The following is an 18,347-nucleotide window of genomic DNA, read 5'->3' on the forward strand; positions in this document are numbered from 1 at the left end:
TATTGGAAAAAAAAAGATAAATATTCGAATTATTCCACTATGATTGAGGTCTCTTTTATTGTGTCTGATTCCATTGGTTCCGAAGCACCTTCAAATCTTTCAAAATCAATTTTATGCATTTGTCTTGTAAGAATGAAGATTGAAATTATTCCCATCGCAATGAATGCACATATTGTGAAAAGATTCCCAATTCCAAGATATATTCCTAATGGAGCCGCCAACATCATTCCAATTGGTGTGGCAATTGCACTAAAAACTGAGTCTAATGAAAAGACTCTTCCTAGTTTGTCCTTAGGTACAGAAATTTGAATATAGGTCAAATAGAATGTATTGATGACTGGGATTGAAAATAGAAGTATGAATCCTCCTAAGCTGATCAACCAAAATTGACCGAAAGGTGCTAAACCAACTAGAGCATACCCTCCAAATGCAATGTAGTGCCAGATAGAAAAGTGAAATCGTTTTCTTTTCCATGTTTTTTTTACCGACATAAGAATGGACCCACCTATTATTCCTGCTGTTATAAAAATGGAGACAATTGCGTAAGTATTAGCATCTCCTCCATGATCATAAAGAATAAAATAAGTTGTCAGTACATTGATTGGGGTAATCAGCAAATTGTTAAAAATTGCAGTAGTTATTAAAACCCACAATCCAGGTGTGTCTTTGATAGTTTGCATTCCTTCCTTGAAATCTTGAAAATACGATGATTTGGTATTTTTCTTTTCGATATTCGCTTCTTTAAGTAGACTTGAGACTTTTTGAACTTTTGGAATCTTGATTATTAGAAGTGGGATGAAACCAATTATGAAAGTTATAATATCTAGCCACATTATCTGAAAAATTGAATATTTTGAGACTAATAGCGCTCCAATAAATGGGGATACCATTTGAACTAACGCTTGAAGTAAAGAATTAAGTCCATTTATTTGTGATAATTTTTCATCAGGTACCATCAAAGGAATAATTGTATTGACCGCGGGTCGTTGAAAAGCGCTCCCAATGTATCGAATCCCCATGAAAATAATAAAAGTCCAAATACTTGAAGATAAGAATATTGCAAATAGGATTAATCCTAAAGTTACAAGTGCTTGATAAGCATCCGATAGGAAAATTATAACCTTTTTATTATAACGATCTGCTAATACTCCCGCTAATGCGCCAAAAAGTATATTTGGTAAAAACATAAAAAGCATCATTAAACTCATGTAAATTGGATTTGCAGATTGTTCAGTAATCCACCAAGATCCTGCAAATTGAACTACACTTGAACCGAAGAGAGAAATCAGTTGGCCAATCCAAAATATTAAATACATTTTGAAAGTTTTATTGTTTTTTTCAATTATTGGTTGATTTGAGTTTGTTTCTTCCATTTTTTTCACTTCATTTGAATTTATCAAAAAAAAAAATCCGAAGATATCATCAATAGATTAAGCCACTTCTGTAATTAATACTGGATCTGTTGTTTCTAAATTTTCTATGTGATCTTGTGCATCAATTGCATCAAATTGAACTTTTGAGTATTGTTTTGTGAGACTGAAAAGGGCTAAGATTCCAAATGCTATAATGCCACAGAGTGTGAACACCATGCTATTACCAATTAAATTAGCTAGTGGAGCTGCTCCAACCATTCCTATAGGAGTCGCCACTGTACTAAAGAAAGTGTCCATTGAAAATACTCTGCCTTGTTTTTCTTTGGGAACAATCACTTGCATGTAGGTAATGTAAAAGTTGTTTATCATGGGAATACTTGCCATCATCAAAAATCCTCCTAAGGCAATCATCCAAAACGCCCCTCTTGGCGCTAAACCAATAATGATCAATCCCCCATATGTCAGAAAATGGAACAAGATATAACTTCGTCTGCGATTTTTCCATTTTTTCTTTATTGACATGAAGATTGATCCCCCGATTACACCGATTGTAATACATGCTCCAATAATAGAGTATATCAATGCCGATCCTCCATGATCATACAGAACAAAATAAGAAGCAAGAACATTGACCGGTGTTGCGGCGAGATTTGTAAAAAGTACGGAGATAATTAAAATCCATAATCCCGGTGTTTCACTAATTCCTTTCAGCCCAATTTTAAAATCGGTGAAAAATGAAGACTTTATTTTGGTTTTCTTTTCTTCATTTTTAGCGGAAGAAGTTGCCATTTGATGAATATTTGGGAATGAAATGAATATTAAGGGGAGCATTGCGATTCCAAAAGAAATAATATCGATGATCATTATTTGCGAAATAGTGTAGTAGTTTAACAAGATTGCACCCACAAATGGTGATCCCATGGTTAAGAGTGCCTGCAATAATGAAGAGATTCCATTGATTTGTCCTATTTTATCATCAGGTACGAGCATAGGAATAACAGTTTTTACAGCAGGTTGTTGAAATGCTTGTCCAACATAACGTATCGATAAGAAAACTATGAATAACCATAAATCATTAGTAATTGTTGCAGCAAAGATAATAATCGCTAAGGTAACTAGGGCTTGAAATGCATCGGAAAGAATAATGATTTTTTTACGGCTAAATTTGTCTGCCAATACACCAGCTATTGGTCCGATGATGAGTTGAGGAACGAACATAAGTAACATTAAAATGGACATGTAAAGAGGGTCTTGAGATTGTTCTGTTATCCACCATGTGCCAGCAAATTGAACGATTGATGATCCGAATAACGAGATACTTTGTCCAATAAAGAAAATGATATACATTTTAAAGGTTTTATTATTTTTTTCAATTGTGAGTTGTTTTTCCATATCTATACTCAATCCTTTTATTTCGGCATAAGAATGGACTTTTTTTGCCTGAATATCACTAGTTTTCCAATTAACATTAAGGTGAGAAAAACGGGATATCCCTACAAAATAATTTTCGTATGCGAAATTTAAAGTATGATATAATTATGGTGTGTATCATATTTAAATATGTGTATTTTAGTGTGTATCAAAATATGTATTCTTTGAGTAAAAAAAAAGTTACATTTCAAGAAGCCAAGGATTGACTTTTGTCTAAAAAAAATGAACCCCGAAGGTATTTCATTACAAAAATTTAATTTGGTGATATACTTTTTTAAGTTTAACTATTTGGATGCCCCACTATGGATAAAACCTCTCATTATAATCGACAAGCTGAAAAATATCTCAATACCCGCAATTTCGATTCAATAGATTTTCAACCCTTTAAGACTTTTAAATGGTTTCAATTGCTCCTCGCCCCTATCATTGTTTGGTTAATTTATCAAGGTCTTCTTTTTGGATTGAACTATTTCCTGGGAAAAAATCCGAATTTGTTTAATTATCTTGCCGGTTTGACTAATTTAATTGTATTTGGGGGATTTTTCTGGATTTTTGGTCTCCGTTCAAGAAAATTAGATCTACTCATAACAGGTATAAAACCAATTGAATTCGGATCAAAAAAGTGGATTATTTTGGCAATCTTGAGTGCAATCGTATTGTTAATTGTCCGCATTGTTCTGATGATTATTTTAATTGATCTTTTTCCTGGAATTAGTCCTCCATCTAGAACAAGTGCTGACCCTTCTCCATTTTTACTTGATTTCACAGTTACTGCTCTAATGGTTCCAATTGGGGAAGAATTATTCTTTCGTGCCTTTCTTTTTAAAGGTCTATGCCAGAAAACACACATATGGTTCGCTATTATTTTGAGTTCAATTTTTTTTGGAGTTGCACATTTTTCTATCCTACAAGGAATCTCTGCTTTTATTTTTGGAATCGTTGTCGCTTATTTTTATCATCGCTCAGAGTCAATTTACATTCCCATAATCATGCACATGATAAATAATGGGCTTTTGACTATATTACTCCACTTTTTTTAAATGAAATTACGAAAATGAATGTTTATTGGTGAACCAGTTGAAAAATATTTGTTCTATTTAGGAAGAGCATATTAAAATTAAGAGAAACCTATTCAACATAAAATGAATTATTATTAAATAGTAGCAAATAAGGTGCATTCTTATGATAAATAATGAAAATTTAAACCACCATAACATAGAAGAAATTAAAGAATCAGGTTTGAAAACAAATGAAAAAGATGAAGAAGAAGGAATTTCTTGGGGAAAAATACTTCTAATTCCAATTTTGGCGTTTTTTCTCTATCACTTATTCAATTATATCTTTACATTGCTTATTCCAAATAATGAACCTTTACAAAGATTAGCCTTTGGATCCTCCAGTCTATTAGTTTTTGGAGGATATTTCTACTTTTTTGGTATTAGATCATCGAAAAATGGGGCTCAAGAATTCGGATTGAGTCCTATCTCATTCGGTAATCCCAAATGGCTCTCTTATGGCTTTTTGATAATCTTAACTTACGTTATTTTTGGAATTTTAATAATGATGCCCTTTTCTCAATTTTGGAATATTCTTATTAACGAGAACGTATTTTCCAAAGAAAACTTGAGTATCCTATTCTGGATCGAACTCCTTGTTATTGGGTTTATTGCTCCCATCAGTGAAGAATTTTTTTTCCGCGGGTTTGTTTATTCCAGCATTAGAAATAAGGTTGGTGTATCAAAAGGGGTTTTTTTAAGTGCCCTCATTTTTGGAATTGTGCATCTCAATTTATTACAAGGGTTTCTCGCTTTTTTAATAAGTATTCCTTTAGCATATTTATATGAGAAATCAAAATCGCTGTATGTCCCCATTTTTCTACATGTTTTGAGTAATGTGCTTATTCATCTTACTTCAGTAGTTTTCAAAGTCTATTGGGCAGCTTAATCTGGTAAGGATCTAAACATTTTTTTCTTAAATCAAAAAAAATCTACTCATTGCGGGTTTTTGATAAATTTAGTAGAAGAAAATAGATGTAAAGAAATTCATTTCATATTAAGTAAAAAAAAATGGAGATTAAATTTTCCGTTCTTTTAGCTTCTTACGGCGAATAAGAAATGCGATGGAATTGACGATCACAAAAGTACCAACTAGTAATCCTTTTAACCAAGTTTCTTCTGCCAAAAAGGATAGACCTAGTAAGGTCAATAAAATATTCGATATCGTTTCCTTGATAAATTCACCCTTTTCAATATTTTCGTCAATTTTTTCATCTATTATCTTATTCGTGTTGATTTCCTCTAAATATTGATCAATCAATACATCCAATTCTGCATTTTCTCCAAAATTTAACACTTTTTGGGGGTTTATAATCCAATCTTGACTCATTGCAGTGTTAATAAACGATTTTGACCTATTTGCAAAATATTCTTCACATTTTGGGAAAAAGGACGCCAGATCAAATTGTTCATCGTGAATTTCTTTCGTTAGAATGCAGCTGTTCCCAAATACATGTTTTCCTTCGAATAATTGAGGAAAATCGTAAAAATATTTGAACACATTGTTAAATTTCGTTGTGTAAAACGCTTGTTTTTCTTTTGCCCGAAAAATCGGAACTGTGGGGATGTACATTTCATCTTCATTGATTACTGGTACTTTTGAATAATTGCGGCTCATTTGCAGCATTTCTTTTATTATCTTTCTTCCAATTTGAATAAGAGTATATGCTGTTTTATCGATTTTTTCTTCAGTTGTGAAGCATCGGAGAATTAATATATTATTTTCAATATACCCATCTAATTTATCTTTAAAAATATCAAATTTATGTTCTTCTTTTGCTTTTTTAGGGATTGCAATCTTAAATCCCTTGAAGGTCGCTATTGGATTACAACTTGAGAAAAAGTGCGAGGCCCCATGGGCGGTAGGAAGTTTAAATAGCATATATACTTCATTCTTTCCTTGGGGAATCTTATAGGATTTCCATTTAAATTCCAATTTTTTAGATTTCACCTTAATGGGCTTTGTTTTATTAATATAGAACACGTGGCTCCCATTTTCAATTGAGAACTTAATTTTCTTTTTCCACCGAAGTTGTTTTAATACACCTCCTAATTCTGGTATTTCAGGATTGATAGCATTTGATATCAAGTTAATACGAAACTTATATTCTAATCCTCTTAACACCAATAATCGGGTTAAGTTTAGTTTGGTGACAACTTTACCCGTCCGAAGAATTCGCAATACTTCTTTTTCTATTTTAACCCTTTTTTTCAGCTTAAGCGCTTTTTCTTTCTCATTTTGATCTTGATCAATTTCTTTTTGGGTTTTTTGATTATATGGGTTTTCAGTCATAGTTTTCACAATTTTTTACAATACTAATAACTTTGTGAGCTGAAAATAAAAACCAATGGTTTGGGGAATGCAATTTAGAACTCTTACCTAGGTTAGACTTAAGACCTTTTTATTAGTTTGATTCTAATGCTCTATTATGAATAAAAAAAATATTAGAGAAACTAAAATTGAAGAACTTTTTTGTCAATGCGGTATGTTTTGTGGATTGTGCACTTCATATCTCTCTTATAAATATCAAATTCCCCGAAGAAGAGGAATTATAAGTTATTGTTTGGGGTGTCGCCCACGAGACAAACAATGTTCATGGATTAAGAAAAAATGTGAATATCCACAAAAAAATGAAATTAAATATTGCTATGAATGTCCTAATTATCCGTGCAGTCTAATTGATAAAATTTGTGATGGATACAACTCTACTGGCAAATATAGATTTGATTTCAAGGAGAATCTGAAAATAATACAGAATTATGGTTATGAAAAAGCAATTTCTTATCTAAAAAAGGACCACAGCTGTGAAAAGTGTGGCGAAATTCTTTGTATTCATAATAATCTATGTTATAATTGTGACAAAGATACCTTAGCAACCATGAAAAATTATAAAAATGATCAATAGTTCAAACTTATTAGAGTGTGTATTTGTAACTTAGCTAAATTTTTCTGGGTTTAATCAAGTGATAAATCCATCATCTTCTTCCACAAGAACTTCTAGAAGATTTATCTCATTTTCAAATTAAGTTTGAGAAGAAATGAGAGTGCGCCATCCGGGAATTGAACCCGGGTCTCCAGGTTGGGAACCTGAAATGCTAACCGCTACACAAATGGCGCATTTTTCTTTATGATACAAGAATCAAGAAAAGTAAAGATATACATATTATTTAAGAACCATATTTTAAAAAATTTCTGTTATGGATACTGCATCTTATTGGCTACCGTATAATTCAAATTACCTCAATAGTTTGTGCTGCCCCTTTTATTAGTTGTAGTGTTTTTTAAAAGGAATTTCTCGATGCAAAATGACCAGAAAAAAAAAATCATTTTCAAACAGTCGGAGGAAAAAAACGATTTTTACTTACTAAATATCTGGCTTAATTTCAAATCCACACTTGTTTAACATATCTCGAGAAATATTCCATAATTTCGATTGATACTCTTCATCTTGAGTCATTTTATGGGATTTTGCAATAGCGCATTTCTTAAAATATTCTCCTGAAATATTGGATACTTCTGGAGATGTTGCAAGATAGACACCAGTTTGAGCCGCTTTGTTAACAGGGGTATATAGTGGCCCCGATAGTGCTGTAAAAAAGCGCACAAATCGTGAATCATTTGAAGTTGTCATATTTGTTTTTACATGGCCAGGATGGAATGCATTTACGGTTATGCCCGTTCCAGCCAATTTTTTAGCTAAGTCTTTTGTAAAAAGGACATTTGCAAATTTTGCTGACCCGTAGGCTTTTTGTGATGCATATTTTTTTTCAAACATCAAATCCTCAAAATGGACTGTAAAAAACCGGTGAATATCTGATGAAACATTGATTATTCGGGCGGGAGCACTCTTTTTTAGAGATTCCAGCAGAAGTATGGTCAAATAGAAGTGTCCAAGGTGGGCCACAGCAAAAATCATTTCAAATCCATCTACACTTGTAGTGCGTTTTTGCTTAAAAACTCCCGCGTTATTTATGAGCACATCTAAACGGGGATATTTTGCCAAAAATTGATCCACCATGGGTTTAATTGTTCTCAAATTTCCTAAATCGGCAATTAATAGGTCGATTTTTGAATTTCCCGATCGATTTTTAATTTCTTCTAAGGCTTTTTTTCCACGATCTTCATTGCGACAAATCATGACTACATGATGGCCACGTTTCGCGAGTTGGATGGCCATTTCCTTCCCAATTCCTGAATTCGCTCCTGTGATCATACAGATTTTTTCCTCCATAAATACTGGAATGAAGGATTGCATTATAAGTTAGAGAAAAAGCTAAAAGATATCAACCATGTCTTTACCATGTTGGGGTTCAGGAATAATATCTGGATGAATTTAATCTATATTTGTAAACTTGTGGGATCAAAAAGGGAAGATTGATTGATAATATTCAAATTCCACTCATCAAAAGAGAATCGATTTGAAGTCTTTAATCATTCTTTCTTTAACCATCCTATCATACTGAAGTTTTATCAATTCGTACTTGTCCTGTGTCATTTCACCCCTGTCAAATTTTACTCGTGCTAGTTCGAGGAGTGAAGTAGGATTGATGGATATTTCGCAATTTTGATTTTGCATTATCATAACAGTAATTTGTTTTTGGTTATTTTTAAATGAATCTAATAATGTATACGATCGTTTTATAGTTGGATTTTGAGCATATCCTCACAATTGAACGAGAATTTAATACTTGATTAGATCGGTAGTTAAATTAATTTCGCAAACATGGCTAATTGTGGGATCTGGCTTAAAGCCGTATGTCCATGATGTGCCATATGCTCATATCCTTGTGCAAGTGACTCTAAAAAATTTAAACTAATTGAATTATACGCTGATGGTGGCACCGTCCGATATAAAAATCTGCCTAATGTTCGGATATCATGAGATGTCATAGAAACTGGTAGCGATAAGTGGTCCAAATGGTGTGCTAGTTCGCTGGGAAAAGGAAGTTTTTGGGAAACCAAAGATCTCTGGATCGATGAGGATGCTTGTGGAGATAAAATCGCCATAGATCTCTTTTGTAATGTAACTATATAATGGCAGAAAATTTTGATAGATCGCTCTTCATTTTTTTCAGTTGAGAATGAAATATTCCAGCAGACTTAAAAGTCATTTTACATGTATTAATGTAAGGACAACGTGTCTAAGTTATGAGTTCCTCAAAAAATAGTTTTGCTCTCGATGACTATCCCTTCGTGCTAAGTAATGCCCACTTACACTTTATGCAAGGAAAAATTAGCCAACATCAGTGGGTGCGTATTCGTGGGCTATGTGAAGCCAAGGTTAAGACGTCTTCTGCAAAAAAAAACTCCTAAAACAGCCATCTTTGTGATGTCTTCACTCTACAAAAATTTAGAGTGAAATCAGTATGTAGCTACAGAACAAAAACCAAGAATTTAAAAACTCTTTTCAAGAGCTAAGTATGATAAAAAATGAAAGTGGACAAAAAAATCATCATCCCGGTTATAATGCTTTTTGTGCTCGGATCGGTTTATGGCGGTTCATTTTTCGGAATTCAATCCTATATAAATTCTCAACTTGAGAATCCAAGTGAAGAAAGTAGTATGGAACTTCTTGATTTTCAAATCATTTCCATGGGGGATACTTTCATTGAAGTTTTTATTGATGCTGCATTAACAGGTTCAACTGAAAACACTCCGGCCTTTGAGGTTGAAATCCGGAATTTTCAAATCATTCAAAATGATCAGATTTTAGCGGAATATACTCCCCTTTCTTTTTTTAGCATCAATACTGGATCTTCACACTTCAGCTTCACATTAAATGTTACAATTGTGGATCAACAGAAATTATTTGATTCAATTCAATCCATTTTAAATAAAGAAAATATTTATATCAATTTTGAGGTTAAAGTCAAAGTCAAAGGAATAGCTGCCATTTATCCACCTTTCTTTATAAAAAAACAATTTTTTATCAATTCGACCAATCTTCTTGAATCTGGGAGCGAAGAAACATTCTATAATATCCAATTCAATTCCATTGATTTTGATATCACCAATTTAAAATGTGCCTTCAATTTTACTATTAGTATCACTAATCCTGTGAATTTTTCCATCAATATTACCGGTTTCAAAGGGTATGTGGATTTTGATGATTTAGATGGGGCAGGATTCTTAATATCGTCTAAAAATGATGTATTTCTTTTGGATTTTGATTATAACTGGGAAACTGAGCCCTTCACTTTGTTACCTGCTCAAAATTCTTCAAAAAATATCCTTTTCTCCGAAGATATTCCCGATGTGATTACTTCTTCGCGGATTTCAGATGAGTATTTTGTTAAAGATCATCTGCTAGTGGATATTACAAACGGGGAAATTGGATTAGAAATTGCGGGTTATCCATTTACTTTTCCCTTTTCATTGGAGAATATTTACATTCCTTTAAATGTTTAATCCAAACTATGAATAAATCAATGTTATTCTGAATATAAAGGAATAATTGAAATACCCAATGACCTCTGAATTACTAATCATCAATAGAATTATTGATAATTAGGAAAAATATAAATTTAAAAGAGATTGAGCAAAATTTACGGGATCAGATTTGAATTGTCCTCATGAGATAGAAAATAAAAAAACTCTTAATAAAAACAAATGAATCATCTCTCCATTAGATAGAAGTTTTTCAAATTCTATGATATGGAAATTAGTAAATTAAATTTCTGTTAGTTAGGATCCAAATTTTAGACTACGTCTTAACCCTCCGCTTGAAAATTTTTTGCTTTTTGCATTTTTAATTAAATGAATCATAACTCCCATCATGATAATGAAGAAGAAATTCATTGAATACCCTGGGATACTACCTAAAACATCTGCAAATGGATCTGTATCTTCTGATTGTGTCCCTCTAGGATTGGAGTTATCTGATGTTCCACTTCCTGTTCCAGATACGGGGATTACAATTATTGTCATAGTTGCATAATCAGTATTGCCTTGTCCATCAGTTACCCATAAAGTAATTGTAAAAGTTCCTGAAGAACTATAGCTATGAGTAGGATTTTGTAACGTTGATGATGTCCCATCCCCAAAATCCCAAAAATAAGTAAAGGGTAAAAATTCTCCGATAGATGTACCATAGAGAGAAAATTCTTCTAGGCGAAACACATCATTGCCACTTGAAGGGGTAAATGATACTTCAAGGACTTTAATTGGCCCACCATCTTCTATCGTCCACCCATATATGTAAGTTAGGATGTCATGTGCATTTCCTGCAATAGATTCGTGATAATTGGAATTTCCAGCATGAAATATCACATTTGATTGTAAAAATAATTCAGACCAGCCGAGGAGAAGCGCATCATAGTTTGTAGATGATAATGCCGCCTCTGCAAACATATTTTCCATGTTTGTAACCGATGAGACATCCCATTGACTAAGATCTTGATTGAAAACTGTTGCACCTTGGAACATCGAGCCCATTTGAGTAACGCTCGCTACATCCCAATTTTCAATTGGTTGATTAAAATTTTCTGCACCCTGAAACATGTACCACATGGAAGTTACTTTTGAAACATTCCACAATCCAATCGGTTGATTAAAGGCTTTTGCTCTCGCAAATGTGGCATGCATCGTAATAACATTGGAAACATCCCAACTCCCAATGTCTTGATTGAATGAATCTGTGTCTATAAACATATCCCATATGTTTGTAACGGATGAGACATCCCAAGAATCAATTGATCCATTAAATGCGGTTGCCCCTCCAAACATTCGACCCATATTTGTTACTCTAGACACATTCCAATTATTCAAGGGTTGATCAAAAGATATAGCCCAGTAAAACATACTACTCATATCAGTGACTTTTGAGACATCCCAAGTATCAAGAGGTTGATTGAAAGCTGATGCCCCAGAAAACATGGAATTCATATTGGTGACTGACGAAACATTCCAATCATTTAAAGGTTGATCAAAGTTCTCAGCGCTATCGAACATCTTATTCATTTCAGTTACATGGGATACGTCCCATGAATTCAATGGTTGGTTGAATGCGAAAGCATGCTCAAACATGCATTCCATGTTTGTAATCTGTGATGTATCCCAATTATCTAAAGGTTGGTTGAAAGTTTGCGCCTCATAAAACATCCATCTTGTGGTGGTGACTTGCGAGATATTCCAAATATTTAGGAATTGATCGAAATTTAGAGCATTACTGAACATTCCGTGCATATTGTTGACATGAGACACATCCCAATTCCAAAGAGGCTGATTGAAAGCTGATGCCCCAGAAAACATGGAAAACATATTGGTAACTGAAGAGACATCCCAATTATTAATATCTTGATTGAATGATATGGCATTTTCAAACATATGACTTAGATCTGTTATAGAAGAGACATCCCAATTATTGATATCTTGATTGAACGCTAATGCGCTGGAAAACACCCCACTCATGGTAATAATATTTGTGAGGTTCCAATTCCCTATGGGTTGGTCAAAAACTGATGCTCCACAAAACATTCCATCCAAGTGTTGAACATTCGAAACATCCCATTCTCCTATCGCTTGGTTAAAAGCTGAAGTTCCTGAAAACATAGATTGCATATCTAAGACGCACGAGACATTCCATCCTCCGATCGGTTGATTGAAGGCAAGAGTATCTAAAAACATTCGATTCATTGTTGTTACTTTTGAAACATCCCAGTTCCCAATGGGTTGATTGAAAGAAGATGCCCCCTCAAACATTCTAGATGTGTCAGTCACTCTAGATATATTCCAATTTCCAATCTCTTGATCGAAAGTTTCAGCTCCACAAAATAGGCTATTCATTGTATTAACATTCGAAACATCCCAATTATTCAATGGTTGATTGTAGATGTTAATTCCATGGAACATTTCTGCCATATTTGTGACTGATGATACATCCCAGCTATTTATGTTTTGATTAAAACTATAGGCATCAAAAAACATCCCCCCCATATTTGTTACTTTAGACACATTCCAAGTATCAAGGGGTTGGTTAAAACTTGTTGCCCAATGAAAAGTACCCCCCATATTCGTGACTGAAGACACATCCCATATTCCAATTGGTTGATTAAAACTCCATGCATGGGTGAATATACTGCCCATATCTATCACAGAAGAGACATTCCAGACTTCAATTGGTTGATTGAAGTCAGTTGCCCATCCAAACATCATATTCATATCGGATACAGATGAAACATCCCATAAGTTGATAGGTTGGTTAAAATCAGTCGCTAAATCCCATTCACCAGTAAAAAACATTTCCCTCATGGAAGTGATTTGGGCAACATCCCACGAATTCATATTTCCTATTGTTCCTAGATTAAGACAACGATAAAATGTTCGTTCTAAACTAGTCGTACCCGCAAGATTTGGGGCATCAATTGCGGTAAGGATAAGATTTTCGCATCCTTCAAAATAATTTCCATTATTTCCAAATGCTATAGAACCCCATTGGCTAATTTCGCTTATCTTTAAACAATCTCCACTTCCTGCAAATCGCCATCCCTGGAGAATCCCGCTAATTTCAACTATATATATTCCACTCGAGGGATAAGTATGAGTTATTTCACTTTGATTCCAGGCGGTAATTGTATTATTTTCACCATCACCCCAGGCAACCTCAAAAGAATAGGTTCCACTTGATTCCAAGGGCAATTTGATTTGATTATTTCCGGAAACTCCTTCCATCTCGGTATTCCATACTGACACAAAAGTATTTGATCCATAGGATGATTTGATTTGTGTTGGTTCAGAATATTCATCCCTTAATTCTTCATTCAAGGGTGTTATGTCAACGGTTCCAAATATTCCGATACAGAGTAAACTTATCACCGCCAAGACTCCTCCGATATTCTTGTTGAGTTGTTTCATAATATATCTATCTGTTTGTTTTGTTTTATTACATTTTTTATTGAATTATGACACTAGTATCTTTATAATTTATAAAATGTTTCGAAGTCCGTTATGAATCTAATAGAGAATTTGATTGTTTTATTATTGATCTCATAATCAAGTCAATTCATTTTCCTTTTTAACCAAGCTTTTACACTCACAATAGTCATTAGAGATAACAATGTATGCGAAGCAGACATTATATAGGTCTATCCATTTATGGGAATTCTGAAAAGTACTGCTAAAAAATTACTGGGTGATTAAAAGAGGTATGTCTCAATCATCCTCATTTATTCCAAGTCCTTCATTCTGCTATCCAAAAAATTTCTGTACTCCGTTTTCTCACTTCAGTGGAACTCATTCTCTCCAGCATAAACCTTCCTAAACCAATGCCTTCAAAAGAACGAAAATGCTTGACCTTCTTATATCGAACTGTCCCCCCTTCAACTTATTCTGGCATCAGTATTCCCTTTTTTCACTCTTTCCCGAAGGAATGCTCATCCATTACGTCTCATTGCAAGATGTCATTAAGCAATATTCCACAATTGACCGCTTTCGCTCGCTTTTGCCCTAAATGAGTACCTAAACATTTAATAACATTTTAATCATACTTCTATCCAAGATGTCAAAAGATATTATGATTACCAATATCGAGGAAGGCCGAAAGGCAATTAATCTGGCATTAAACCATCTTAATACCAATATTATTAGCAAAATTTATGGTCTCGAGCAGAAAAGCTTGTCTTTGGATCAATATAATGGGACTTTTCAGCAATATGCACGTTGGTTAGTTTGCCTTAACAATTTCATTAAATCAGGAGAATTATACGACCTCCAAAATTTCTTAGAAAAACCGAAGAAGCTGCGACATTACCGAAAACCTCCAACTGTAGAAGGTACCTCGAAAAAGATCAAATATTCCATCGAAATGCCTCCGGAAAAAATCACCGCTTTAAAAAATTCATTGATTACCGAACAAGAACGGATTAGAGATTTAATTACTTTGGTATTAGAAGCTCGAAAACGCGTTAATGAGCGAAAAGCAATTCGACTTAATATATTGATATCTATTGGAGCGGCATTAATGGCATTAGTGTCTCTTCTCTTCAGCTTAAATGTTTTTCCATAGGGGAAAATTTTGTTTGGATTTCCTATTTTTTTCTTCCATAAATTAAAATGCAATAATTATCAAATGTCGGGCGAATCCCACATAATTCATTAATCCGTTTGAAAATGGAAGAATATCTGAAATCAATGATGAGAGGGACCAATGATGATCCTTTAGAGATATGTCTCCATAGATCTCTTATGTGATAAATCTAAAGGAAGGCAGAAATTTTTGAAGAATTATTCTTCTTCATCTGGGAATCATATTCATCCTTAGACTTAAAAGTCATTTAAAATATATTACAGTAAGGACAATTGATTTGTTCATGAATTCGTCAAAAAAAACTTTTAATATCAAAGATTATTCCCTCGTCCAAGAGAATGCCTATCTACATTATATAAAGGGTAAAATATCTTTGGATCAATTATATCGTATTCGTAGGAAATGTTCTGCCAAAATTAAGTCTGACTCCAAGAATTAACTTTTATATTTAATTCTCTTATTGACAGGGTCTGTACAAAATTAGGATCGAGTTTTTCCTGAATATATTTGGGCCCATCCTTCAATGTTATCAGATTTCATCAAAATATGATCTTTAATTTAAAGTACGTGCAGAAAAGAATTTAGTGTTTACATTTTGGAATGTAGTTTCTAACTTTAGATACTAAATAAAAAATAAAAAATCTACAATTTCAAAATTCTACCCCGTAAAGATTAAGGAATGCTTTAGAAATTGCCCCAAAATGTAAATACGTATGAATTTTTAGATTAATACCGTGGAAAATTCTAATATTTGTTTAATACTTCTTTATATTAATGAAAAAAAATAATGGGAAAGAAGGAACTCGAATTCGCATTCCAACCTTGTTATCCTGATTTATCTCCTTTTCCTTGCATTTTTAATTCAATATGATTAATTCGGTTTTTTTTTGAAATAAGAAAAATTACTGCCCAAATTGAAAATGAACTGAATCCTATAATACTGTAAATATTAAACACTTCAATATTCATCGTTGGAGTATCATTATCTTCTAAACTACTTTCTATAGGACTAGTCGTTGTATTTGAATTTTCGGTCGTAGTTGTTGTACTTGATGCCGTAGTTGTTGTACTTGATGTCGTAGTTGTTGAAGAGTTAATTTTTCCAACATCAATCGTAGATCTCCTACTTTCTCCTCCGATGTTACTTGCTTTTATATAATAGAAATAATAATATCCAATAAGGACCTCCCAATCAGAATAAGTAAAGTTATACCTATCAACCACTGCAAGAAGGAAGTAAGAATCTTCAAATAATTCGCTTCGACATCTACATTACATAAAGGGTAAAATATCTTCATAGGGAATATGTAGAAAATGCAATTTTACTTTTTTGTAGATGAATTGACTTGAATTATCTTCGAAATGTAGAAAATAAAAGTAGCTATTGATTTGTATTTATTGATATTGAATGAGTAGGGAAGTAAACCAAAACAAAACAAACCTCTTTTTATTAATAAAAAAGACAAAGCGATCAATACTAGTATCGATCACCATTAGTGTTTTATTAGTGGGAGGATCTCTACTTCTAATGCAGTTAAAGTGGCTTCCAAAAACAGTTGGAGGAATCCTTTTATTTACGGTTCTCTTTTTTTTTGTGAGATCTGTGTGGTTAGATTATTTATATCTACGAAGGTTAATTTTGATTGGATACGTCTAACAAAATGCCAAATGTCAGGAGATTGTTAAAAAATGTCCCTTACTACTCCCTTGAGTAGGCGCTCCCATCCATTCGCTCTTTGGATCCGATCTCTGGTTTCTTACCACCTTTTGGGATAAGATCCAAATGCGCACCTCCAATCTCCCCTCATCTATCAAGCATCTATTTAATGATCGTGCTAATATCCCCCAAATTCACTCGATATATGTGAAATCATGTCTGGAATTAGCTAGGGACTATGCAAAGGGTCACACTCTCTCCCCGATTCTTCACGAACGTCTTCTACATGAAGGATCCGATCGGGAATATGACATTATTGCTGCTGCCCGCCCCACCGACAAATTGATCCTTCCCTTTCTTCAATTACGAAATAAAATTGCGGTGAAAGATCATTCACTCTTGTTATAAAAGAAAGTTAAAAAATCTCCTTCAGGAAAAGAAGGATCTCGAACCGTGCTTTAAATTAATTCAATTTCTACTAAAACTTGTTCAGGGAACATAATTTTCATTATCAAAACCATAGAACGTTCATCGGCATTAACATCAATCAAACGCTTATGGATTCTCATCTGATAGTGCTCCCACGTAGTTGTTCCCTCCCCACAAGGACTTTTTTGGGTAGGGATGGTAAGTTTTTTGGTGGGAAGGGGGACGGGGCCATACATTTTGACACCGGTTTTGGTGACAACGCGTTTAATTTCACTGATAACTTGGTTGAGGGCATCCATATCAACGGAGCTTAATCTGACTCGTGCTTTTTGCATAATAATTCACTTTAGGTACGGAGTTATATCGTTTGGCTTCGGATCCGAATTTAGAGAACAATGAGGTATTAGCGCAGAAGGGAAAGGATTCGGATCTGCCCCACCAAACGTACTCACAATAGAAGGCTTAGGTCTATCGTCTGCAACAGAGAATTTCATCCATTGCCAAACCACTGAGTTTTGAAATGTAGCATATATAAAAAATTTTTCGATAAAAGGGGGGAAAAAAGAGGGAAATCGGGGAGATGGGATTGGAAAAGAGGAGGTGAGAAGGGTCGGGTGAAGTGAAACGGGTGAATTTTTTCGTTATCGATCATTTTGATCGTAATGAGAATGAATTGCCATACTTTATACAGAATAATTGTGTTTTGGAAAGTATTGATAATGAATTTGTAATTACTTGACAAAATTTAGAGTTGATTTCCTCAATGAGATATCTGGTTCCTATTTTTAACTCAGAGTAATTCGCGTGCGTGATTCTCTGGGAAATGAACACATTGAAAAATATATCATCCAGATACCAGAACCTTCTTCTAATACAGGTCTAATAATTGGATTAATTGGTGGAGGGTTAGTTTTAATCGGTACAGGAGCAGGTGTTTTTATATTTCTCAAAAAAAAAAAACAAGGTTAATGTTATAGGTTTGCCCGACTGTGTTAAATTGCAGTGAATATTTTTCTTTTTCTCTCTTTTTATTCTTAATTTGAGTTGTTATTTTCATTTTAGGTGATTTCATTTAATTTTGGGATTCATTACATACAGTTGCAAGCTTGATTATCGCCTAATTATCATTAGATAAACTTGAGGGGGATGAAAAATATAAAAAGGATGTCAGCATTGAACTTCAAATATGCACAAAAGCGAAACTACTCAGAAAAAAAAAGGAAAGGCAAAGGAAAATCAAACGAAGGCGAATAAAAATTCAAAAATGACCTTAGGTGATCAATTACTCGAAAAAGAATTTCAAAGGAAAAAGGATGTTGAAGATCTACTGGCGAAACACCAAGAAGATAAAAACAATCCCCAACAAGAAAAATAGACT

General features: G+C 33.6%; 17 protein-coding genes and 1 tRNA gene. 8 read left to right on the plus strand and 10 right to left on the minus strand.

The window, feature by feature from the left end; translation table 11 throughout:
* Positions 1-29: 29 nt before the first annotated feature.
* Positions 30-1,373: an MFS transporter gene (locus NEF87_RS00710; RefSeq protein ID WP_457918201.1), complete on the minus strand. Its 1,344-nt coding sequence runs from the start codon at positions 1,371-1,373 to the stop codon at positions 30-32.
* 57 nt (positions 1,374-1,430) lie between these two features.
* Positions 1,431-2,765, minus strand: a complete 1,335-nt coding sequence (locus NEF87_RS00715; RefSeq protein ID WP_457918202.1) for an MFS transporter — start codon at positions 2,763-2,765, stop codon at positions 1,431-1,433.
* A gap of 341 nt (positions 2,766-3,106) precedes the next feature.
* Between NEF87_RS00715 and NEF87_RS00720 the strand changes: the two genes are divergently transcribed.
* Together NEF87_RS00720 and NEF87_RS00725 are read left to right on the plus strand one after the other, a co-directional pair.
* Positions 3,107-3,844 carry a CPBP family intramembrane glutamic endopeptidase gene (locus NEF87_RS00720; RefSeq protein WP_457918203.1) on the plus strand — a complete coding sequence of 246 codons (738 nt, stop codon included), beginning with the start codon at positions 3,107-3,109 and terminating at the stop codon, positions 3,842-3,844.
* Positions 3,845-3,986: 142 nt separating this feature from the next.
* Positions 3,987-4,748, plus strand: a complete 762-nt coding sequence (locus NEF87_RS00725) for a CPBP family intramembrane glutamic endopeptidase (protein ID WP_457918204.1) — start codon at positions 3,987-3,989, stop codon at positions 4,746-4,748.
* A gap of 129 nt (positions 4,749-4,877) precedes the next feature.
* Here NEF87_RS00725 and NEF87_RS00730 read toward each other — a convergent pair whose 3' ends face one another.
* Positions 4,878-6,152: a hypothetical protein gene (locus tag NEF87_RS00730; protein ID WP_457918205.1), complete on the minus strand. Its 1,275-nt coding sequence runs from the start codon at positions 6,150-6,152 to the stop codon at positions 4,878-4,880.
* Between the two features lie 136 nt (positions 6,153-6,288).
* Between NEF87_RS00730 and NEF87_RS00735 the strand changes: the two genes are divergently transcribed.
* Positions 6,289-6,765: a DUF3795 domain-containing protein gene (locus tag NEF87_RS00735; protein WP_457918206.1), complete on the plus strand. Its 477-nt coding sequence runs from the start codon at positions 6,289-6,291 to the stop codon at positions 6,763-6,765.
* A 140-nt stretch (positions 6,766-6,905) separates the two neighbouring features.
* Here NEF87_RS00735 and NEF87_RS00740 read toward each other — a convergent pair.
* The 3 genes from NEF87_RS00740 to NEF87_RS00750 form a co-directional block, all read right to left on the minus strand.
* Positions 6,906-6,977: transfer RNA gene (locus NEF87_RS00740), tRNA-Gly, on the minus strand.
* A gap of 247 nt (positions 6,978-7,224) precedes the next feature.
* A complete protein-coding gene (locus NEF87_RS00745; RefSeq protein WP_457918207.1) occupies positions 7,225-8,091 on the minus strand; it encodes an SDR family oxidoreductase in 867 nt (288 codons plus the stop codon).
* 473 nt (positions 8,092-8,564) lie between these two features.
* On the minus strand, positions 8,565-8,867 hold the full coding sequence (locus tag NEF87_RS00750; protein WP_457918208.1) for a hypothetical protein: 303 nt from the start codon (positions 8,865-8,867) through the stop codon (positions 8,565-8,567).
* 423 nt (positions 8,868-9,290) lie between these two features.
* On the opposite strand from NEF87_RS00750, the gene NEF87_RS00755 reads away from it, so the two are divergent.
* Entirely contained in the window at positions 9,291-10,268 is a 978-nt protein-coding gene (locus NEF87_RS00755; protein WP_457918209.1) for a hypothetical protein, read from the plus strand.
* 276 nt (positions 10,269-10,544) lie between these two features.
* On the opposite strand, the gene NEF87_RS00760 is transcribed toward NEF87_RS00755, so the two are convergent.
* Complete coding sequence (locus NEF87_RS00760) at positions 10,545-13,712, minus strand: BspA family leucine-rich repeat surface protein (protein WP_457918210.1); 3,168 nt, start codon at positions 13,710-13,712, stop codon at positions 10,545-10,547.
* Between the two features lie 643 nt (positions 13,713-14,355).
* Here NEF87_RS00760 and NEF87_RS00765 point away from each other — a divergent pair.
* Positions 14,356-14,862 carry a hypothetical protein gene (locus NEF87_RS00765; protein WP_371804454.1) on the plus strand — a complete coding sequence of 169 codons (507 nt, stop codon included), beginning with the start codon at positions 14,356-14,358 and terminating at the stop codon, positions 14,860-14,862.
* Between the two features lie 846 nt (positions 14,863-15,708).
* Here the strand turns inward: NEF87_RS00765 and NEF87_RS00770 are convergent.
* On the minus strand, positions 15,709-16,107 hold the full coding sequence (locus tag NEF87_RS00770) for a hypothetical protein (RefSeq protein ID WP_457918211.1): 399 nt from the start codon (positions 16,105-16,107) through the stop codon (positions 15,709-15,711).
* 559 nt (positions 16,108-16,666) lie between these two features.
* Here NEF87_RS00770 and NEF87_RS00775 point away from each other — a divergent pair.
* Entirely contained in the window at positions 16,667-16,948 is a 282-nt protein-coding gene (locus tag NEF87_RS00775; RefSeq protein WP_457918212.1) for a hypothetical protein, read from the plus strand.
* Positions 16,949-16,998: 50 nt separating this feature from the next.
* Here the strand turns inward: NEF87_RS00775 and rpsJ are convergent, their stop codons facing one another.
* Both rpsJ and NEF87_RS00785 read right to left on the minus strand, forming a co-directional pair.
* Positions 16,999-17,304 (minus strand): 30S ribosomal protein S10, encoded by a 306-nt coding sequence (rpsJ, locus tag NEF87_RS00780; protein WP_371804487.1) that lies wholly within the window; start codon positions 17,302-17,304, stop codon positions 16,999-17,001.
* 6 nt (positions 17,305-17,310) lie between these two features.
* Positions 17,311-17,478: a hypothetical protein gene (locus tag NEF87_RS00785; RefSeq protein WP_371804488.1), complete on the minus strand. Its 168-nt coding sequence runs from the start codon at positions 17,476-17,478 to the stop codon at positions 17,311-17,313.
* 295 nt (positions 17,479-17,773) lie between these two features.
* On the opposite strand from NEF87_RS00785, the gene NEF87_RS00790 reads away from it, so the two are divergent.
* Positions 17,774-17,938 (plus strand): hypothetical protein, encoded by a 165-nt coding sequence (locus NEF87_RS00790; RefSeq protein WP_457918213.1) that lies wholly within the window; start codon positions 17,774-17,776, stop codon positions 17,936-17,938.
* 217 nt (positions 17,939-18,155) lie between these two features.
* Positions 18,156-18,344: a hypothetical protein gene (locus NEF87_RS00795; RefSeq protein WP_371804490.1), complete on the plus strand. Its 189-nt coding sequence runs from the start codon at positions 18,156-18,158 to the stop codon at positions 18,342-18,344.
* Positions 18,345-18,347 lie beyond the last annotated feature (3 nt).

The organism is Candidatus Lokiarchaeum ossiferum, from assembly GCA_025839675.1.
Classification (GTDB): domain Archaea; phylum Asgardarchaeota; class Lokiarchaeia; order Sigyniarchaeales; family Promethearchaeaceae; genus Lokiarchaeum; species Lokiarchaeum ossiferum.